Raw genomic sequence first — 18,947 nt, 5'->3', positions numbered from 1 at the left:
AGCCCTGGAAGCGCGTTCGGCGTAGCTCGGTCGAAGTCCTTGACCTGCTCATGGACTACCTCATTTCTTGATGGTGAATCTCCCATTGTTGAAATCCCTGGACCCGGAAAGGCCGTGCTCGTGGCCGTCATCGCGAGTCATGTACTCGTCGAGAATCCCGGCGATCCGGATGATCGCCTCGTTCTCGGTCATTCCGAGGTGGTGTACGTCGACGTCGACATTGGAGATGTCCCCGCGGACGTAGGGTGCCCACCCGTCGTGACCGACCGCATCCGCGCGCCGGTCGCGAACCGCAGTGAAGTACCGCAGGTCGACGTCGACGACGGGTGGCTGCCAGTCACCGGTTGCCCGGATCAGCATGTTGTATGCCTCGGTGAGGTTCTCGATGGATTCGGCGTCGATGCCGAGTCCACCGCCGAGACGCGCGGCGATCTGTTCGGCCGCCTCCTCGGCGGTCGCGTCGGCACTGACGAAGTCGATGCCGAGGACCGGTCCGAGGTTGCTGATGAGTTCGCCGGCCGTGATGGTGGTGATCGCATCGGTGTCGACCGCGTCGGCCTCGGTGTCGAGCATCGCGAGCAGTCCTACCTCCTCGCCTGCCGCGCGGATCTCGGCAGCCACCGCGTGGGCGATCGTGCCGCCCAGCGACCACCCCATCAGGTGGTACGGCCCATGCGGCTGCACGGTCCGCATCTCGTCGAAGTACCGGCGGGCGAGTCCGGAAATCGTTGTGGGACCGTCGTTCTCCCCACCGATCTGCGGTGCCTGCAGCCCGTACACCGGCCGTCCGGACGCGAGATGCCGGCCGAGCGTGTGATAGGCCCACGAGAGTCCGGATGCGGGATGGACGCAGAACAGGGGCGGGCGCTCCCCGCCCGGCCGGATCGTCAGGAGGACGTCGAGCCCGAGCGGCGGCAGCGCATCGAACTCCATGGACTGGTCGGCGTCTTCGCCGCGTCCCATCCAGTCCTCGATCCGTCGGGCCAGGTCGGCCGGACTCGAGGCGGACAGCATCCACCGGACCGGGATGTCCATGTGCAGTTCGCTCTTCAGGTCGTTGACCACCTGAACCGACCGCAACGAGTTGCCGCCGAGCTCGTAGAAGTCGTCGTCGACCCCCACCCGCGGTACGCCGAGGACGTGTTCGAAGGTGCGGACGATCTCGCCTTCCAGCCAGGTCGACGGTTCACGGAACTCCGCGGTGTTCAGCGTCGGCTTCGGCAGTCGTTTCCGGTCGAGCTTGCCCGACGCGGTCAGCGGCACCGTGTCCAGCACGAGCACCGCCGTGGGCATCATGTAGCCCGGCAGTTCCGTCGACGCGAAGGCCGTCACCTCGTCGGTGTCGAGGGCATCGGCCGCCCCGGTGGCGGGAACGAGGTAGACCGCGAGGAACTCGACCGTGTCGGTCGAGGTGACCGTGGCGATCGCGCGGGCGACCTTCGGGTGCTCGGCGAACACCGCCTCGATCTCCCCGAGCTCGATCCGCAGGCCGCGCAGCTTCACCTGGAAGTCGCTGCGGCCCAGGTACTCCAGGTCCCCGGTCGGCCGCCTGCGCACGAGGTCGCCGGTGCGGTACATCCGCTCGCCCGGCGCGAAGGGGTCGGGTACGAACCGCTCCGCGGTCAGGCCGGGCCGTCCGTGGTAGCCGCGGGCCACCTGCGTCCCCGACAGGTACAGATCTCCGGTGACGCCCATCGGTACCGGCTGCAGCCGCGAGTCGAGCACGTAGGCACGGGCATTCCACACCGGCTTGCCCATCGGCACCGACCCGGTGTCGTCGGGATGGACGGCACGGGCGGTGGCGTGCACCGTGAACTCCGTCGGACCGTAGAGATTGTGCAGTTCCACCCCGGGCAGCATCCGGCGCGCCGCGCCGACCACGTCCGGGCCGAAGGCCTCGCCCGCCACCAGCAGCGCCCGCAGCGACTCCGGTGAACAGGCGGTCGCGGAGCCGGCGAACACCGCGAGCATCGAGGGCACGAACGAGGTGATGGTCACGCGCTCCCGGGCGATCGTGTCGGCGAGGTAGTCGGGGTCGGTGTGCCCGTCCGACCGTGCGATCACCAGGCGCGCTCCGACCGCGAGAGTGGCGAAGAGCTCCCACACCGAGACGTCGAAGGTGGCCGGCGTCTTCTGCAGGACGACGTCGGCAACGTTCAGGTCGTACTCGTCGCTGATCCAGCGCACCTGGTTCACCGCCGAACGGTGGGACACGGCAACACCCTTCGGCCTGCCGGTGGACCCCGAGGTGAAGAGCACGTACGCGAGGTTGTCCGGCGTCAGCGGGCCGAGCCGGTCGTCGTCGGTCAGCGGTGTGTCGTCGAAGGCGTCGAGTTCGACACCGTCGAGCGATGTCAGGACCACGACCGGGTCGGCGCACTCCAGCATGTAGTCGATGCGCTCGGCCGGGTGATCGGGATCGACCGGCACGTACGCACCGCCGGCGGCGTGCACCGCGTACATCGCGGTCACCTGGTCCAGCGAGCGCCGCATCCGCAGCGCCACCAGGGAATCCGGTCCGACTCCGCGGGAGACGAGCCACCGGGCCAACCGGTTGACGCGGCCGGCGAACTCGGCGTAGGTCAGGGTGACCTCGCCGGCGGTGATCGCGGGACCGTCCGCGAAGCCGGCAACGGCACCCGCGAAGAGCGACGGGAGCGTCTCGGCGGGATCGATGGCACGGGCGGTCTCGTTGCACCGCACCAGCACCGCGTCCCGTTCCGTGTCGTCGAGCAGGTCGACCTCGTGCACTCCGCGCGCGGGATCCTCGGCGAGGGCGGAGAGCATCCGCACCAGGCGTTCACCGAAGCCGGCGACCGTCGATGCGTCGAACAGGTCGGTGGCGAAGGTGATCCCGCCGCGGAGGCCGGCCGGCGCACCGCTCGAGTCATAGGTGTCCGACACCGTCACCTGCAGGTCGAACAGCGACATCCCGGTGTCGGGTTCGACGGCCGACACCGACAGCTCCGGCAGCTCGATGTCCGCCGAGGAGATGTTCTGGAACGCCAGCATCACCTGGAAGAGCGGGTTGTAGGCGTCGGACCGGACCGGGTTGAGCTCACCGACGAGTCGCTCGAACGGGACGTCCGAATGTCCGAAGGCCGCCAGATCGGTGTCCCGCACGTCGTCGATCAGTTCACCGAGCGACATGTCGGGACGCAGCTGCGTGCGCAGGACCAGGGTGTTGACGAACATGCCGATCAGATCGTCGAGTTCACGTTCTCCGCGTCCGGCGTACGGGGTGCCGATCGCGACGTCGTCGGTCGCCGCGAGCCGGGCCAGCAGTGCCGCCAGCGCCGCATGGAAGACCATGAACAGCGTCGTGTTGTGCGCACGGGCGACCTGCTGCAGTGCGGCGTGCAGATCGGCGTCGACGGCCAGCGGGACGTTGCCGCCGGTGTAGGACTGCGTCGGCGGCCGCGGACGGTCGGCGGGCAGTTCGAGCAGCGCGGGTGCGTCTGCCAGTTGCTTGGACCAGTAGTCGATCTGCGCGTGCAGGAGCGAGTCGGGGTCCTCGGTGGTACCGAGGACCACCCGCTGCCAGATCGCATAATCCGCGTACTGGACCGGCAGCGGTTCCCAACCGGGTTCGCCACCGTTCGTCCGGGCCGCGTACGCGTTCATCAGGTCCCGGGCGAGTGGCGTCAACGACGAACCGTCGGCACCGATGTGATGGATGACCACCGCGAGGACCCACTCGTCGTCGCCGAGCGAGAAGAGGCTGATCCGCACCGGGACCTCGGACGTCACGTCGAAGGGCCTGGCCAGCAGTTGCGACATCGCCCGCGGCATCTCCGCTTCGGGAACCGCGGTGACGACCACCGGGACACGGTCGGCGGCCGGCGGCAGGATCACCTGCGTCGGTTCGGCATCCACGTAGGGGTAGACCGTGCGCAGGATCTCGTGACGGTCGACGACGTCCCCGATCGCCGCCCTGAGGTTGTCGACGTCCAGATGTCCGGACAGCCGCACGACGATCGGGATGCTGTACGCCGGCGACTCCGGTTCGATCCGGCTGAGGAACCACATGCGCTGCTGCGCGTACGAGAGCGGGATGCGCTCCGGCCGTTCCAGCGCGCCCAGCGGAATCCGGCCGATCGCCGTGTGGGATTCGGCTCGCGCCGCCAGCTTCGACACCGTCGACGCCTCGAAGATCATCGAGACTCCGACGTTGGTGCCCAGGGCCGCACCGATTCTCGACACCACGCGGGTCGCCGCGAGACTGTTGCCGCCGAGGTCGAAGAAGTCGTCGTCGGCGCCGACTCCACCCTCGATCCCGAGGACGTCGGCGAAGACGCCCGCCACGATCTCCTCCACCGGGGACGCCGGGGCGCGGAACCGCCGGGTGGTGATCAGCGGAGCGGGGAGGGCCTTGCGGTCGAGCTTGCCGCTCGGTGTCAGCGGGATCTCGTCCAGAACCATGACCGCGGCCGGGACCATGTACGGCGGCAGCGAATCCAGGAGCAGGGCGCGCAGCTTCTCGCCCGAGATCACCTCGCCGGGTGCCGGCACCACATAGGAGACCAGCCGCATGCCGACTCCGCTGTCGCGGCGCGGCACCGTCACGGCGAACGACACCCCGGGGTGCTCCCCCAGAGCCGAGTCGATCTCGCCGAGCTCCACCCGGAAGCCGTGGATCTTCACCTGGAAGTCGTTGCGTCCGAGGAACTCCAACGATCCGGCCGCATTCCAGCGGACGACGTCGCCGGTGCGGTACATCCGTTCCCCGGGCCGGCCGAAGGGATTGGCCACGTACCGCGACGCGGAGACGCCCGGACGATTCAGATAGCCACGGGCCAGCGCCGGGCCGGCCAGGTGGAGTTCGCCGGCCACCCCGACCGGCACCGGCTGCATCCGCGCGTCCAGGACCAGGGCCTGCATCCCGGACATCGGGGTGCCGATCGTCGAGCGCTCCCCCGCGTTCAGCGGCTCGGTCGCGGTGGCGACGATCGTGGTCTCGGTCGGTCCGTACAGCACGCGGAATCGGCGTGCGCGGGCCGGATCGTCGCCGACCCACCGGCTGATCAGATCCGTCGGCACCTCGTCGCCGCCGGACATCACCTCACGCAGGTCGTCGAGGCCCTGGGGGTCGACCGACGCCAGTGCGGCGGGGGTCACGAACGCGTGGGTGATGCGCTGGTCGCGCATGAAGTCCCCGAGTTCGTTGCCGCCGCGGACGTCGGTCGGTGCCACCACGAGTGCCGAGGACGAGCTGATCGACAGCAGGATCTCGAGCAGGGAGGCGTCGAAGGACGGCGAGGCGAAGTGCAGCACCCGGGATGTGGGGCCACTCGCGGGATCGACGAAGAGCGAGGTCAGATAGTCGGCGATCCCCGCGTGGCTCACCGCGACGCCCTTGGGCACCCCGGTCGATCCGGAGGTGAACACGACCCAGGCCGTGTTCGCGGCGCGCACCGGCCGGATCCGTTCGGCCTGTTCGACCTCGGCGTCGTCCTCCGCATCGATGCGGGCGGCGTCGGTGGGATCGTCGACGACGACCCAGTCGATCGTCCCGGGGAGTCCGGAACGTGCGCCGAGCGTCGTGATGCCCAGCGTCGCACCGGAATCGGTGACCATCTGGTCGATCCGGGCGGTCGGGTAGTGCGGATCGACCGGCACATAGGCGGCACCGGACTTCACCACGGCCCACCAGGCGACCACGGACTGCAGGGACCTCTCGACCGCGACGGCCACCGGCTGTTCCGGTGCCGCGCCGAGTCGGATGAGGTGGCGTGCCAGGCGATTCGAACGGCGATCGAGTTCGGTGTAGGACATCTCGGCGCCGCCGGCGACCACCGCGGGTCCGTGCGGATTCCGCCGGACCGCCGCGGCGAAGACCTCCGGCAGGAGCACCGGTGCCGGCGCCTCCGCATCGGCGAGCCGCGGGCGGCCCACGCGGGACAGCAGTTCGGTGCGCTCCGCCGCGTCGAGCCAGTCGATCTCGCCGACGGGTGTCTCCGGATCGTCGACGATCGCTTCGAGCAGCCGGTTCAGTCGCCGGACGAAGCCCTCGACCGTCGCTGGGTCGAAGAGGTCGTGGGCGAACATCATCGCGCCCGTGATGCCCTCGGCGGCACCGTTGTCGCCGTAGGCGTCGGCGACCACGAGCTGCAGGTCGAACTGGCAGACACCGGTGTCGGCCTGCGCTCGGGACACGGCCACCTCGGGCAGCTGCACGTCGACCTTCGAGAGGTTCTGGAAGGCCAGCGCCACCTGGAACAACGGGTGATGTGCGGTGGAGCGCTGCGGGTTGAGCTCCTCGACGATCCGCTCGAACGGGACGTCGCCGTGTTCGTAGGCGTGGAGGTCGGTGTCCCGGACCTGGCCGAGCAGTTCGACGAAGGACTGTTCCCGGTCGAGAGGAGTGCGCAGGGCGAGGGTGTTCACGAACATCCCGACCAGCGGCTCGAGTCCCGGCTCGCCGCGGCCGGCGACCGGGCTGCCGACGACGATGTCGTCCCCACCGCTCAAACGGCCCAGAAGCGTTGCGAGCGCGGCGTGCAGGACCATGAACAGCGACGCGTTCCGCGACCGCGCCAGTTCCAGCAGGCGGCCGTGGAGCCGGGCATCGATCTCCACCGGGACGTGGCCGCCCGACAGACTCGCGACCGCGGGGCGCGGACGGTCGGTGGGGAGATCCAGGACATCCGGGATCTCGGCCAGCCTCGACCGCCAGTAGTCCAGTTGTGCGTGCATGAGGGACTGCGGATCGTCGGGCTCGCCGAGGACCCGACGCTGCCACAGTGCGTAGTCGGCGTACTGGACCTCGAGCGGTTCCCAGGAAGGCTCCTGCCCGGCGAGGCGGGCGGCGTAGGCGGACATCACATCTCGCGCCAGCGGCGCCATGGACTGTCCGTCGCCCGCGATGTGGTGGACCACCAGGACCAGCAGGAACTCTCCGGCCCGGTCGAGGAACTGACCGCCGCCGGACGCCCCGGGCTCGTCGATGCGCAGGAGTCCCACGCGGATCGGCACCCTCGTGGTCACGTCGAATCCGCGGCGGACGAACTCGCCCACCACCTCTTCCACGGCGCCTCCGGGCACGTACCGCACCTCGACGGCGGCGGCCACGTGGTCCAGGACGAGCTGGTACGGCTCGCCGGCGTCGTCGGGGTAGATCGTCCGCAACACCTCGTGCCGGCCGATCACGTCGGCGAGCGCCTGCTCCAGCGCTGCGATGTCGAGGCGCCCGTTCAGCTTCAGGATCACCGGGATGTTGTAGGCGGGTGACTCCGGCTCCATCCGATTGAGGAACCACATGCGCTGTTGCGCCAGCGACAGCGGCAGCCGCTCCGGGCGCGGGCCCGCGATCAGCGGCGCGCGCTGCCCCTCGTGCAGCGATCCGGCGAGCGCGGCGAGACTCGACACGGTGGGCGCCTCGAACAGGGCGCGCACCGGGACGCGGACACCCAGCGCCGCACCCACTCTCGCCGCCACCACCGACGCACTCAGCGAATCGCCGCCGAGAGCGAAGAAGTCGTCGTCGGCACCGACGCGTTCGATCTCCAGGACCTCCTCGAAGGCGGTGGCCACCGCGGATTCCGCGGGATTCGACGGTGCGCGGAACTCGGTTGCGGCGAACACCGGTTCGGGCAGCCGGTTCCGGTCCAGCTTGCCCGTCGGGGTCCGCGGGATCTCGCCGAGGACGACGACCGCGGCCGGGACCATGTACGCGGGCAGGCTCTGCGACAACATGTCCCGCAGCTCCCCGCCGGACAGCTCCTCACCCGGCACGGCCACGACGTAGGACACCAGGATCCGGGGCATCCCGTTGTCGCTGCGTGCGACGGTGACGGCATAGGCGACGTCGGGCCGGTCGCCGAGGAGGGCGTCGATCTCGCCGACCTCGATCCTGGTGCCGCGGATCTTCACCTGGAAATCGTTGCGCCCCAGGAACTCGAGGTGATTGTCGGCGGTGCGCCGGACCAGGTCGCCGGTCCGGTACATCCGGTCGCCGGCCTCGCCGAACGGGCAGGCCACGAACCGGGCCGCGGTGGTCGACGGGTTCCCGACGTAACCGTCGGCGAGTCCGGGGCCGAACAGGTAGAGCTCGCCGACGACGCCCTGGGGCACCGGGCGCATCCACGTGTCGAGCACGACCGCGGCGACCGGGCCCACCGCGCGGCCGATCGTCACCTGGCCCCCGGCTCGAGGGGTTCGCTCGCCGTGGCCCAGATGGTGGATTCGGTGGGGCCGTAGAGATTGATCATGGTGCGTCCCGGCGCCCACCGGCCGATCAGCTCGGGGCCGACGGCCTCACCCGCGGTTGCGAGTACACGCAGGGATTCGAGGCCTGCGTCGGGGACCGTGGACAGCGCCGATGGTGTCACCACCGCGTGCGACACGCATTCGCGGCGGATCAGCTCGGCCAGTTCGGGGCCGCCGTAGACGTCGGGCGGCGAGACGACGAGGCGGCCACCGGAACCGTGCGCCATCAGCATCTCGAACACCGAGGCGTCGAAGCTCGGCGAGGCCACCTGCAGGACGCTCGACGCGTCGTCGCAGCCGAGGACGCGGTGCTGCGCCTCGACGACCCGCGCCACGCCGCGGTGGCTGACGAGCACCCCCTTCGGCGTACCGGTCGAGCCCGACGTGTAGATCACGTAGGCGGTCTGTCCGATCCGGATCGGACCACCCCGTTCCACGTCGGTGATCGGCTCGGCGGATTCGGCGTCGAGCATGTACAGGTGCCGTTCGTCGTCGAGTTCGAGCCACTCGAGGCCGGGGGGCACGCCGGGACCGTCCAGGGTAGCGGTCCCGGCGTGCGTGAGACCCAACCTGACATCGGCATCGGAGAGCAGGTATCCGATCCGTTCAGCAGGCAGGGCCGGGTCCACCGGCAGGAATGCCGCGCCCGTCTTGGCGACCGCCCAGATGGCGACGATCGCGTCGAGGGACCTCGGCAACACACAGGCGACCACATCTTGTGGCCGGACTCCATGACGCACAAGCAGTCTGGCCATTCTGTTCGACCGCTCGTCGAGCCAGCGGTACGAGACCGAGGCGCCGCACGTCACCGCGACCGAGTCGGGGTGGCGTGCGACGGACGCGGCGAGGATGTCGGGCAACGTCTCCGGCTGCGGATGCCGCAGCGACGCCGGCAGGTCCAACTCGCCACCGCCGTGCGCGAGCATGCCGAGACGCGTGTCCGGGTCGTCGGCGATCCGCGCCAGGCATTCGACGAACAGATCGATGATCTCCCGCGCCCGAGCGGGGTCGAAGTCGTTGCGGCGGAAGCGGAGCGTGATGGACAGACCCGGTTCCCCGTCCACGGCATCGGTTTTCGGTGCCACGACGAGACTCAGCGGATACGGGGTGGCGTCGACGCCGGTGATCTCGTCGACGCGGAGGCCCGCCGACGAGACGAGGTCCTGCAGGGTCGACTCGCGCAGCGGGAAGGACTGGAAGGCGAGCGCGGTGTCGAACATGTCCGACATCCCCACCGCGCGGTGGATGGCCGGAAGACCGACGTAGTGGTGGTCGAGCAGTTCGGAGTTGCGATCCTGCGTGCCGATCAGCAACTCCCGCAACGACGCCGAGGGTTCGAGCCGGACCCGAACGGGCACCGTGTTGAGGAACATCCCGAGGGTCTGCCCGACTCCCGGCAGTTCCGGTGGCCGGCCGGCGACGGCCGAACCGAGGATCACGTCGGTCTCACCGGTCAGCACCCGCAGGACGAGTGCCCACGCCGTCGAGAGCGCGGTACCGACGGTGACCGCGGAATCCGCGGCCACGGAACGCAACCGCAGGTACTCCTGCGCGGGCAACTCCGCGCCGACCTCGCCGGCGAAGTCGCCGGACATCGCGGCACCGCTCCGGCTGACGCGGGTGGCCGCGTCGACGTCGGCGTAGGCCCGTGTCCAGGCGGCGATGGACGCCTCCTGGTCCTGTTCGGCCAGCCAGCGGAGGTAGTCGCGGTAGGAGGGAGCCGGACCGGCGATCCCGATCCGCTCCGGATCGCCGTAGAACTCGAGGAGTTCGCCGATGAGCAGCGGCATCGACCAGCCGTCCAGGATCACGTGGTGGTTGGTGATGTGCAGCGCGAACGCCTCGGCGTCCAGACGGACCAGGGTGAACCGGATGAGCGACGGGATGCTCAGATCGAAGCCCGCGGCGGCGTCCTCGGCGGCGATGCGTTCGGCCTCCTCCCGTGCCCGTTCGGCGGGGCGATCGGTGAGGTCGATCTCGCGGAAGGCGACCTCGGTGTGCGCGACCACGACCTGACGCGGGCCCCGCGAGGTCTCCACGAAACCGGCGCGCAGGATGTCGTGACGGTCGACCAGTGCCTGTGCGGCGCGGCGCAACCCGGCGCCGTCGAGGCGTCCCGACAGTCCGACCGTCGACTGGACGGTGTAGTTGTCCGCCGCGTCGGGATCGAGGGTGGAATGGAAGTGGATGCCGGACTGCGTCGGCGACAGCGGCCAGACCTCCGACAGATTCGGGTAGCGGTGCGCGAGGAGCTCCGCATCGGTGTCGGACACGCTGCCGAAGTCGGCGACGGTACCGAGGCCCGCGGCGCGGTCGGCCGTCTCCTCGGAGACCGGGCCGGGGCCGGCGGGGATCGATCCGTCCGGGTCGGCCAGCGCCGCCAGTGCGGCGACCGTCTTGGCCTCGAAAATCTGGCGGCCGGTGATGGTGAGTCCGGCGGACTTGGCCAGCGCCACCAACTGCATCGACACGATGCTGTCACCGCCGAGGGCGAAGAAGTTGTCGTCGGCGGTGACCGCGTCGAGGTTCAGGACCTCCGCGAACAGCCGGGCGAACAGCTCCTCGGTGGGTGTCGACGGTTCTCGGCCGCCCGCGCTCTCGGTGCGGAAGTCCCACGCGGGGAGCGCCTTCCGGTCGACCTTGCCGGTGCGGGTGACCGGCATCGCGGGTAGCTCGAGGATTGCGGTCGGAATCATGTAGCGCGGCAGCGATTCCGCGAGATCCTCACGGAGCGCGGTGACGTCGAGGCCCTCCCCCGGCGTGCCGACCACATAGGAGACGATGACCGGCTGGCCGGCCGGACCCGGCTGGACCAGCGTGACAGCCTGCGCGACGGCGTCGTGTCGGGCGAGATGTGCGTCGATGTCCCCGGCCTCGATCCGCAGACCGTGGATCTTGACCTGCTGGTCGTTGCGGCCCAGATAGTCGAGTTCGAGTCCGTCACGCCCGCGGATCCACCGCACCTGATCGCCGGTGCGGTAGATGCGTTCGCCGGTCGTCGACCGGGGGTCTGCGATGAAACGGGATGCGGTGAGGCCGGGCCGGTCGTGGTACCCGCGGGCCAGACCCGGTCCGCCCACATACAGTTCACCGGCCACGCCGACCGGGACCGGCCGCAGCCACGCGTCGAGGACCACCGCCCACACACCGCGGACCGGCTCGCCGATGGTGACCGGCCGCCCGGGCTGCAGGTCGTCGGCCGCGGTGGCCCAGATGGTGCATTCGGTGGGACCGTAGTGGTTCATCAGACGACGGCCGGGCGCCCAGCGGTTCACGATGTCCAGGCCGGTCGCCTCGCCGACCACGGCGATCGTCGCCAGCGACGGTACGCGGGCGGGGTCCATGGTGTTGAGGGCCGTCGGGGTGATGATGGCGTGCGACACCTGCTCGGCCCGCACCAGTTCCTCGAGATCGGCTCCGCCGTAGACGTCCTGGGGCGCCACCACCAGGCACGCCCCGTTGCCGTGAGCGAGCAGGACCTCGGAGACGCAGGCGTCGAAGCCCGGCGACGACACCTGCAGCACAGCCGAACCCGGTTGCACGCCGAAGTAGTCGCCCAGCGCGGTGACCCGGTCTCGCAGGCCCCGGTGATCGATGTGGACCGCCTTCGGCCGTCCGGTCGATCCGGAGGTGAAGATCAGGTACGCACTGCTGTCGGCTTCCACCGTGGTCGTCGACCAGTCCGCTTCCACCCCTTCGTCATCCGCCTGGGAGGCGTCGAGAACGAGCCACTCGACGGAATCCGGGAGGTTCTTCGTGACCTCCTCGACCGTGATGCCGAGCGTGCAGTGCGAGTCGGCCAGCAACTCGGCCAGGCGATATGCGGGGTTGCCGGGATCGAGGGCGACGAAGGCCGCGCCCGACCTGGCCACCGCCCAGATGGCGACGATCAGTTCGACCGACCGCGGGAGCGCCAACGCGACGAACCCCTCGGGCCCGGCGCCGCGGCGCACGAGTTCACGGGCGACACGATCGGCCCGTCGGTCGAGCTCCCGGTAGGTCAGCGTGCCCTCTCCCGAACGCACGGCCGGCATGTCGGGGTGGCGGCGCGCGGTGTCCGACAGGATGCCCCGGAGCGTCCGCGGTGTCATGGCCGGCGGGCCCTCGACGCGGGACAGCGCGGCCCATTCGATGTCCCAGCACGGGGAGACCGTCGCGACCTTCCGGCCCGGGTCCGCCGCGATCTGCCCCAGCAGCATCGCGAAACGTTCGAGCAGGAGCGCCGCACCCTGCGCGTCGAGACGATCGGCGGCGTACTTCAGGATCAGCTCGTATCGACCCGGATCACCCGCCCCGCGTCCGGCGGTCACCGGTCGGGGCGGGGTGACCTGCAGGCTGACCGGATACGGGGTCGCGTCGTGGGCCACGATGCCCTTCCACTGCAACCCGGCCTCTGCCAGTGCGCCCGCGACACCCTCGGCGTCGATGGGATAGGACTCGAGAACGGTGGCGGTGTCGAAGATGTCGGCCATCCCCGCGGCGCGCTGGAGGCCCGCGAGCCCGATGTTCCGATGGTCGAGCATCGCGGCCTGTTCGGCCTGCGCCCGTGCGAGCAGCTCGGTGACGGTCTCGTCGGGATCGAGCCGGACCCGCACCGGCAGGGTGTTGATGAACAGGCCGATCATCCGCTCGATGCCCGCGATGTGCGCCGGCCGATCCGAGACCGTGTTGCCGAACACCACATCCGAACGACCCGTCATGGCGGAGAGCAGCAGTGCCCACGCCACCTGGATGGCGGTGTTCGGGGTGACGCCGTGGGCGCGGCCGAGTCCGAGAACCGCGTCGGTGGTGGCCACGTCGAGATCGAGGTCGACCTGCGCGACGTCGTCCGCGGCGACCCGGTCCGGGTTGCCGGTCAGTCGCGTCGGGCTCTCGATGTCGGCCAGCATCTCCTCCCACGCGGCAGTCGTCGCGTCGTGGTCGTGAGAGTCCAACCACTGCAGGTAGTCCCGGAAGGACCGCGCCGTGGGCAGGCCGGCCGCTCCGCCGTCCGCGGAGTCGGCGATGTACAGCGCGAGCAGGTCGTGGACGAGCAGCGGCATCGACCAGCCGTCCAGCACGATGTGGTGGTTCGTCAGGAGGAGCAGGAACTCGTCGTCGTCGACGCGGATCAGGTGGAACCGCACCAGCGGCGGCCGGGACAGGTCGAAGGGGGCCGCCGACCCGGTGATCAGCCGACGCAGTTCACGATGCCGCTCCTCGGCGTCGGCGATACCGGTGAGGTCGGAATCGGTCCAGTCGACGGGCACGTCGCGCAGCAGGATCTGGCGTGGACCTGTGCTGGTCTCGACGAAGGCGACCCGGAGGCTGTCGTGGCGGTCGATGAGCGCCTGCGCCGCCTGCCGCATCCGCTCGGGTCGCAGGGAGCCGCCGAGGGTGACCTCGGCCTGCACGACGTAGCCGTCGGCGCCACCGGCGCCACCGGCGCCTCCCGCGCTGTTCCGGGCATCGATGCCGTCGTAGGTGGCGTGGAACAGCAGACCGGACTGCAGCGCGGTGAGCGGCCAGACGTCGACCATCGACGGGTGGTCGCGCAGCCAGCCGTCGATCTCGTCCTGCGTGGTCTCGACGAGCGGGAAGTCCGACGGCGTGTGCCCGCCGGCGTCGTCGGCCTGCGCGTGCCGTGCGAGGCCTTCGAGCGCCTGCACCCACAGCCGCGACAGTTCTTCGACCTCGTCGCGATCGAGTACCAGGGAGGCGAACTCCCACACCGCATCGAGTTCGAGACCGTCCGGGCCCGGCTCGGCGATCGCGTTGATGTCGAGGATCGCCGGGAGTGCCATCCACGGATCGGCGGTGCCGGCCAGCGCATCGAACTCGCGTGAGGGCGTCCACGGTCCGAATACGTCCCGCGTGCCCGCGCGGCCCAGGTAGTTGAAGCTGATCTGCGGTTCGGGACGGTTCTCCAGTTCGTTGCGGCCCACCGGGTCCAGATGCCGGACCATGCCGTAGCCGATGCCGTTGTCCGGCACCGCGCGCAGGAACTCCTTCACCCGCTTGATCGCCGTACCGGCGGACGGCCCGCCGGCGAAGGCGTCGTCGAGGTCGATGTCCGCCAGATCGAGACGGACGGGGAACCGTGAGGTGAACCAGCCGACCGTGGCGGTCAGATCGGCGCCGGGGACGGCCGACTCCTCACGGCCGTGTCCTTCGAGCGCGATCAGTTCGCTGTCCGGTGCCTCGCCGCGCAGCGACCGCCAGCGCGCCAGGGCGAGTCCCAGTGCCGCGAGCAGCGGGTCGTTGGGGCTGCCGTGGAACCGGCCGGGGATGGTGGTGACCACCGATTCGGTGACATCGGCCGGGATGCGCATGCGCACGCGTCCCGCGGAGGCGGTGATGTCGCGGTCGGGGTCCAGCGCGCGCGTCCCGAGCGGGCGGTCGCCGGCCGAGAGGATGTCCGACCACAGATCGAGTTCGGCGGCGGTACGTCCGGAGGACCGCTCGACCAGGCCGTGGACCCAGCGTCGCACGGAGGTCGTGGGAGTGCCCGGCTGCGGATCGACGCCCGCGGCGATGTGGCCGTGGGCAATCGCCAGGTCGCCCAGGAGGATTCGCCACGACACCCCGTCGGCGGCGAGGTGGTGGATGACGAGCCACAGCAGATCCGGCTTCGTGCCGGTCCGGTCCCGCAGCCAGACGAATCGCGTCAACAGTCCGGCCCGCGGGTCCAGCAGGTCGGCGGCCGATTGCAGGTGCCGGTCGATCTCGTCGGCATCGCGACGGTCGAGCCACACCTCGGTCAGCGACTCCTCGACGTCGACCGACCCCGATTCGCGGACCTCGACGAACCCCTCTCCGGAGTGGTCGCGCAGAACCGCGCGCAAGATGTCGTGACGGTCGATCAGTGCGTCCAGTGCGCGTACGAGGTCGGCGCGTTCGAGGTCGTCCGGGAGCTCGACGAGTGCGGCCTGCGCGAAACGGTCGATGTGCCCCCGATCGAGCATCGCGTGCATGATCGGGGCCAGCGGGAACGATCCGACGCCCGCCCCGGGGAGTTCGTGCAGGGTGTCGTCGCGGGAGGCGTCGGTGGCCCGAACCGCCAGTGCTGCAACGGTCTTGCATTCGAACACGTCCTGGGTCGAGAACGCCAGTCCGGCGGCCTTGGCCCGGCCCACGAGTTCGATCGAGGAGATGCTGTCGCCGCCGAGGACGAAGAAGCTGTCGTCCGCCCCGACCTCGTCGACCCCGAGGACCTCGGAGAACAGCTGTGCCAGTCGGTACTCCCCCGGCGTCGACGGCGGCCGTCCGGTACGGGCGGCCGCGAAGACCGGGGCGGGTAGGGCCTTCCGGTCGACCTTGCCGAAGGCGTTGAGCGGCAGCGCGTCCAGCGTGGTGATCACCGCCGGGACCAGGTGCGGCGGAAGCGATTCACGGGCGAATCGACCCAACTCGGAGACATCGATCCGGTGGTCGCGGACGGCCGCCACGTACGACGCGAGGACGGTCGCGCCGGCGTTGTTGCGGACCGGCACGGTGATCGATGCCTCGACGTCGGGGTGGCCGATGAGGGCCGTGTCGATCTCGCCGGGCTCGATCCGGTATCCACGGATCTTCAGCTGGAAGTCGGTGCGACCCAACAGTTCCAGCGACAGTGCGGAGGGATCCCCGATCCACCGTGCGAGATCGCCGGTGCGGTACATCCGTTCGCCGGGCTCCCCGTGGGGATCGGCGACGAACCGGCCTGCGGTCTGCGCGAGGAGATTCGCATAGCCGCGGGCGAGGCCCGGTCCCGCCAGGTACAGCTCGCCCGCGGTGCCGATCGGAACCGGCTGCAACGCGGGGTCGAGGATCATCATCGACGCCCCGCGCACCGGACGGCCGACGGTCAGATCCTCGGCAGGGTCGAGGACCCCGCTCGCGGCGGTGATGGTCGCCTCGGTCGGCCCGTACTCGTTGATCATCCGGGCGCACCGCGTCCAGCGTTCGACCATGCGGGGCGCGGTCTTGTCGCCGCCGACCATGACCGCCCGCAGGTCGAGCAGGACTTCCGGTTCGACGGTGGCCAGCATCGCCGGCGTCAGCGTCAGGTGGGTGACGCCCTCATCTGCCAGCAGGCGGGTGAGCCGCTCGCCGCCGATCACGTCCGGCGGTACGACGACCAGCGCGGAGCCGTTCGCGAAGCAGGTGAGCAGCTGCTCCATCGACGCGTCGAAGCTCGGTGACAGCGCATAGGACACACGCGACTCCGCGTCCAGGCCATAGGCCTCGGTTCGGTCGGAGATGAGGTTCGCGAGTCCCTTGTGCGTGACCTGGACACCCTTCGGCACGCCCGTCGATCCCGAGGTGTAGGTCATGTAGGCGACGTTGTCCGCGCGCAGCGGGCGGATGCGGTCGAGGTCCCCGATCGCGTCCGGGGCGAGGGCGGCCCCCTCCCCGAGACCGCCCTCCCCGCGAGAATCGTCCCCTCGCGAGCTCTCACCGTCGACGATCACCGTGGGCATCGACTCCGGGAGTCGGTCGGTGAACCCGTCGGCGGTGATGGCCGCCGCGGCGCCGCTGTCGGCGACGATGTGCTCGATACGCTTGCGTGGGTAGTCCGGGTCCACCTGAACGATGGCGGCCCCGGACTTCGCAACCGCCCACGCGGCGGCGACGGACTCGGCAGACCGTCGGAGAAGAATCGCGACCGATGTGTCCGGCCCGCAGCCCAGGTCGATCAGGCGCCGGGCCATCCGCGACGAGACGGCGTCCAGTTCCCGATACGTCAGCCGCCGACCGTCTGCCGAGATCGCGACCCGGTCACCGTGCCGGGCCACGTTCTCGGCGAGGATGTCCGGGAGAAGCCGTGGCGCAACGCCTTCCGGACCTCGTACCGGCAGGAGCGCAGCACGTTCCGGCTCGTCGAGCAGTTCCAGCCGCCCCACCTGGTCGTCCTCCGCACCACCGAGGAACTCGTGCAGGAACATCAGGAACCTGCGGTGATGGTCGGCGAGCTCTGCGGGCGTGTAGACGTTGGGATTGCCCTGGAAGTCGATGTGCGTGCTGTCGTGACCCGCGCCGGGATAGATGTTGACGAACAGGTCGGAGGTCGGGCCGGACGTCAGCACGTGCAGGCGTCCCGCCACGTCACCGAACACGACCTCGCTGTCGACCAGCATCAGGTTCACGGCCGGACCGAAGGACGACGCCTCGTCGCGCGCGATCCCCATGTCGCGGAAGATGTCCTCCTGGCGGTAGCGCTGCCTCCGCAGCGCGCTCAGCAGCTCGCTCTTCACGGCGGTGACGACGTCGCTGAGCGTCCGGCCCGCGACCGGGACCCGCAGGGGCACGACGTTCGCGACCATGCCGCCCGAGCGGCGCAGGACCGCGGAGTGCCGGCCCGAGACCGGCAGGCTCAGGAGGACCTCGGGACTACCGGTCATCCGGGCGAGGTAGGCGGCGAAGGCCGCAACGATCACCGGGGTGACGCCGCCGTCGTGCGAGGCGTCGTCGAGCAACCGGGCCGTCTCGGCGGGCAACGGAGTGCTCACCAACGTCGGGTGCAACGTGGGCTTGCCGAGCCGGCCGGCGAGACTGACCACCGGCGGGGCGCCCTCGAGATGTTCGCTCCAGTACTTGCGGTCGTTCTCGTAGCGGGTCGACCCCGGATAGGAGGCGTCCTGCTCGATGATGTCGGCGAGATCGCTTGCCTTGCAAGGCGGTGGAGCCTCGCCGCGGATACCGGCGTTGTACAGCTCGGTGATCCGCCGGACCATCGTGACCGCCCCGAAACCGTCGAGGGCTATGTGGTGGGCGCGCAGATACCAGAAGTAGTGGTTCGTCCCGACCTGGTACACGACGCTCGCCATGAGGTGGTCGACGAGCAGGTCCAGAGGCCGCGAATAGTCCTCCGACATCAGCCGATGGGCGGACTCGATCGGGTCGGGCTGCCCGCGCAGATCGACGGTGTACACCGGTGCGCCGTGAGCCTCGTCGACGTACTGCCGCGGCTCGCCGTCGACCTCGATCAGCCGCAGATATCCGGAGCCGAACTCTCTTCCGGTTGTCCGTGCGGCGTCTTCCAGCACGTCGGTGTCGAGTTCGCCCGCGATCTCCACGTATTGCGCCACCGAGATCGGCAGGTCACCTGCCACATGCTGGGCGAACCAGATCCCCCGCTGCGCCGCGGACAGAGGCAGGGTGCCAACCCGTGATCGAGCCCCCGACACATCGTCGAAGGATGTCTCGAAATTCTTCTCTGAGATGGTCACGCGGCCTCCCCATGCGTCCTCATCGACTGCACCCGCCGAGCCTGGGGGCAGAGCCCGGGCGGAATCGTCAGACCACAAATTGCCGTTCCCGCGCCTGAAGCGGAAATGGGCAATGCAGCCCCCCTGGATAGTTGTCGCCCCCGCCGACAAGAACGGACCCTACTCTCGCGAAACTTTCCGCCACAACGATTTCCGCGAAGACAAATCACTCGTAAAGGTCGCGCGAGAAAGGTCTCAAAATGGTGTCATCAGACAATTGGTCCGATCGGATGACATTCCCCGGACCGCCTGTTCTGCGCGCAGATATCTGCATCTCGCCCGAAGTGAAAACAGATTTGGATCCAGATTCACAAACCCCCGGGTACGGACACGAAACCGTCTGCTGGAGTACTGATTTCAGTCCTCCACCGAAGACGGTAAATGCTCGCAAATCGCCCATTTTCCACATAACGCGATTTGCTTAGTTTGAACAGTTAATGGGTATGGAGAATCAGCCTAACGACGCCGTGACCATTCCTATATCGAATCTCCATCTTTGATTCCAGCCGG

At 69.6% G+C, this 18,947-nt stretch carries 1 pseudogene; it reads right to left on the bottom strand.

What is annotated here, in order from left to right:
* Positions 1-60: 60 nt before the first annotated feature.
* A pseudogene (locus tag BLU62_RS29305) lies at positions 61-18,398 on the bottom strand (amino acid adenylation domain-containing protein).
* Positions 18,399-18,947 lie beyond the last annotated feature (549 nt).

Source organism: Gordonia westfalica, assembly GCF_900105725.1.
In the GTDB taxonomy this organism is placed as follows: Bacteria; Actinomycetota; Actinomycetes; order Mycobacteriales; family Mycobacteriaceae; genus Gordonia; species Gordonia westfalica.
This window is presented reverse-complemented; position numbering and strand designations above follow the sequence as displayed.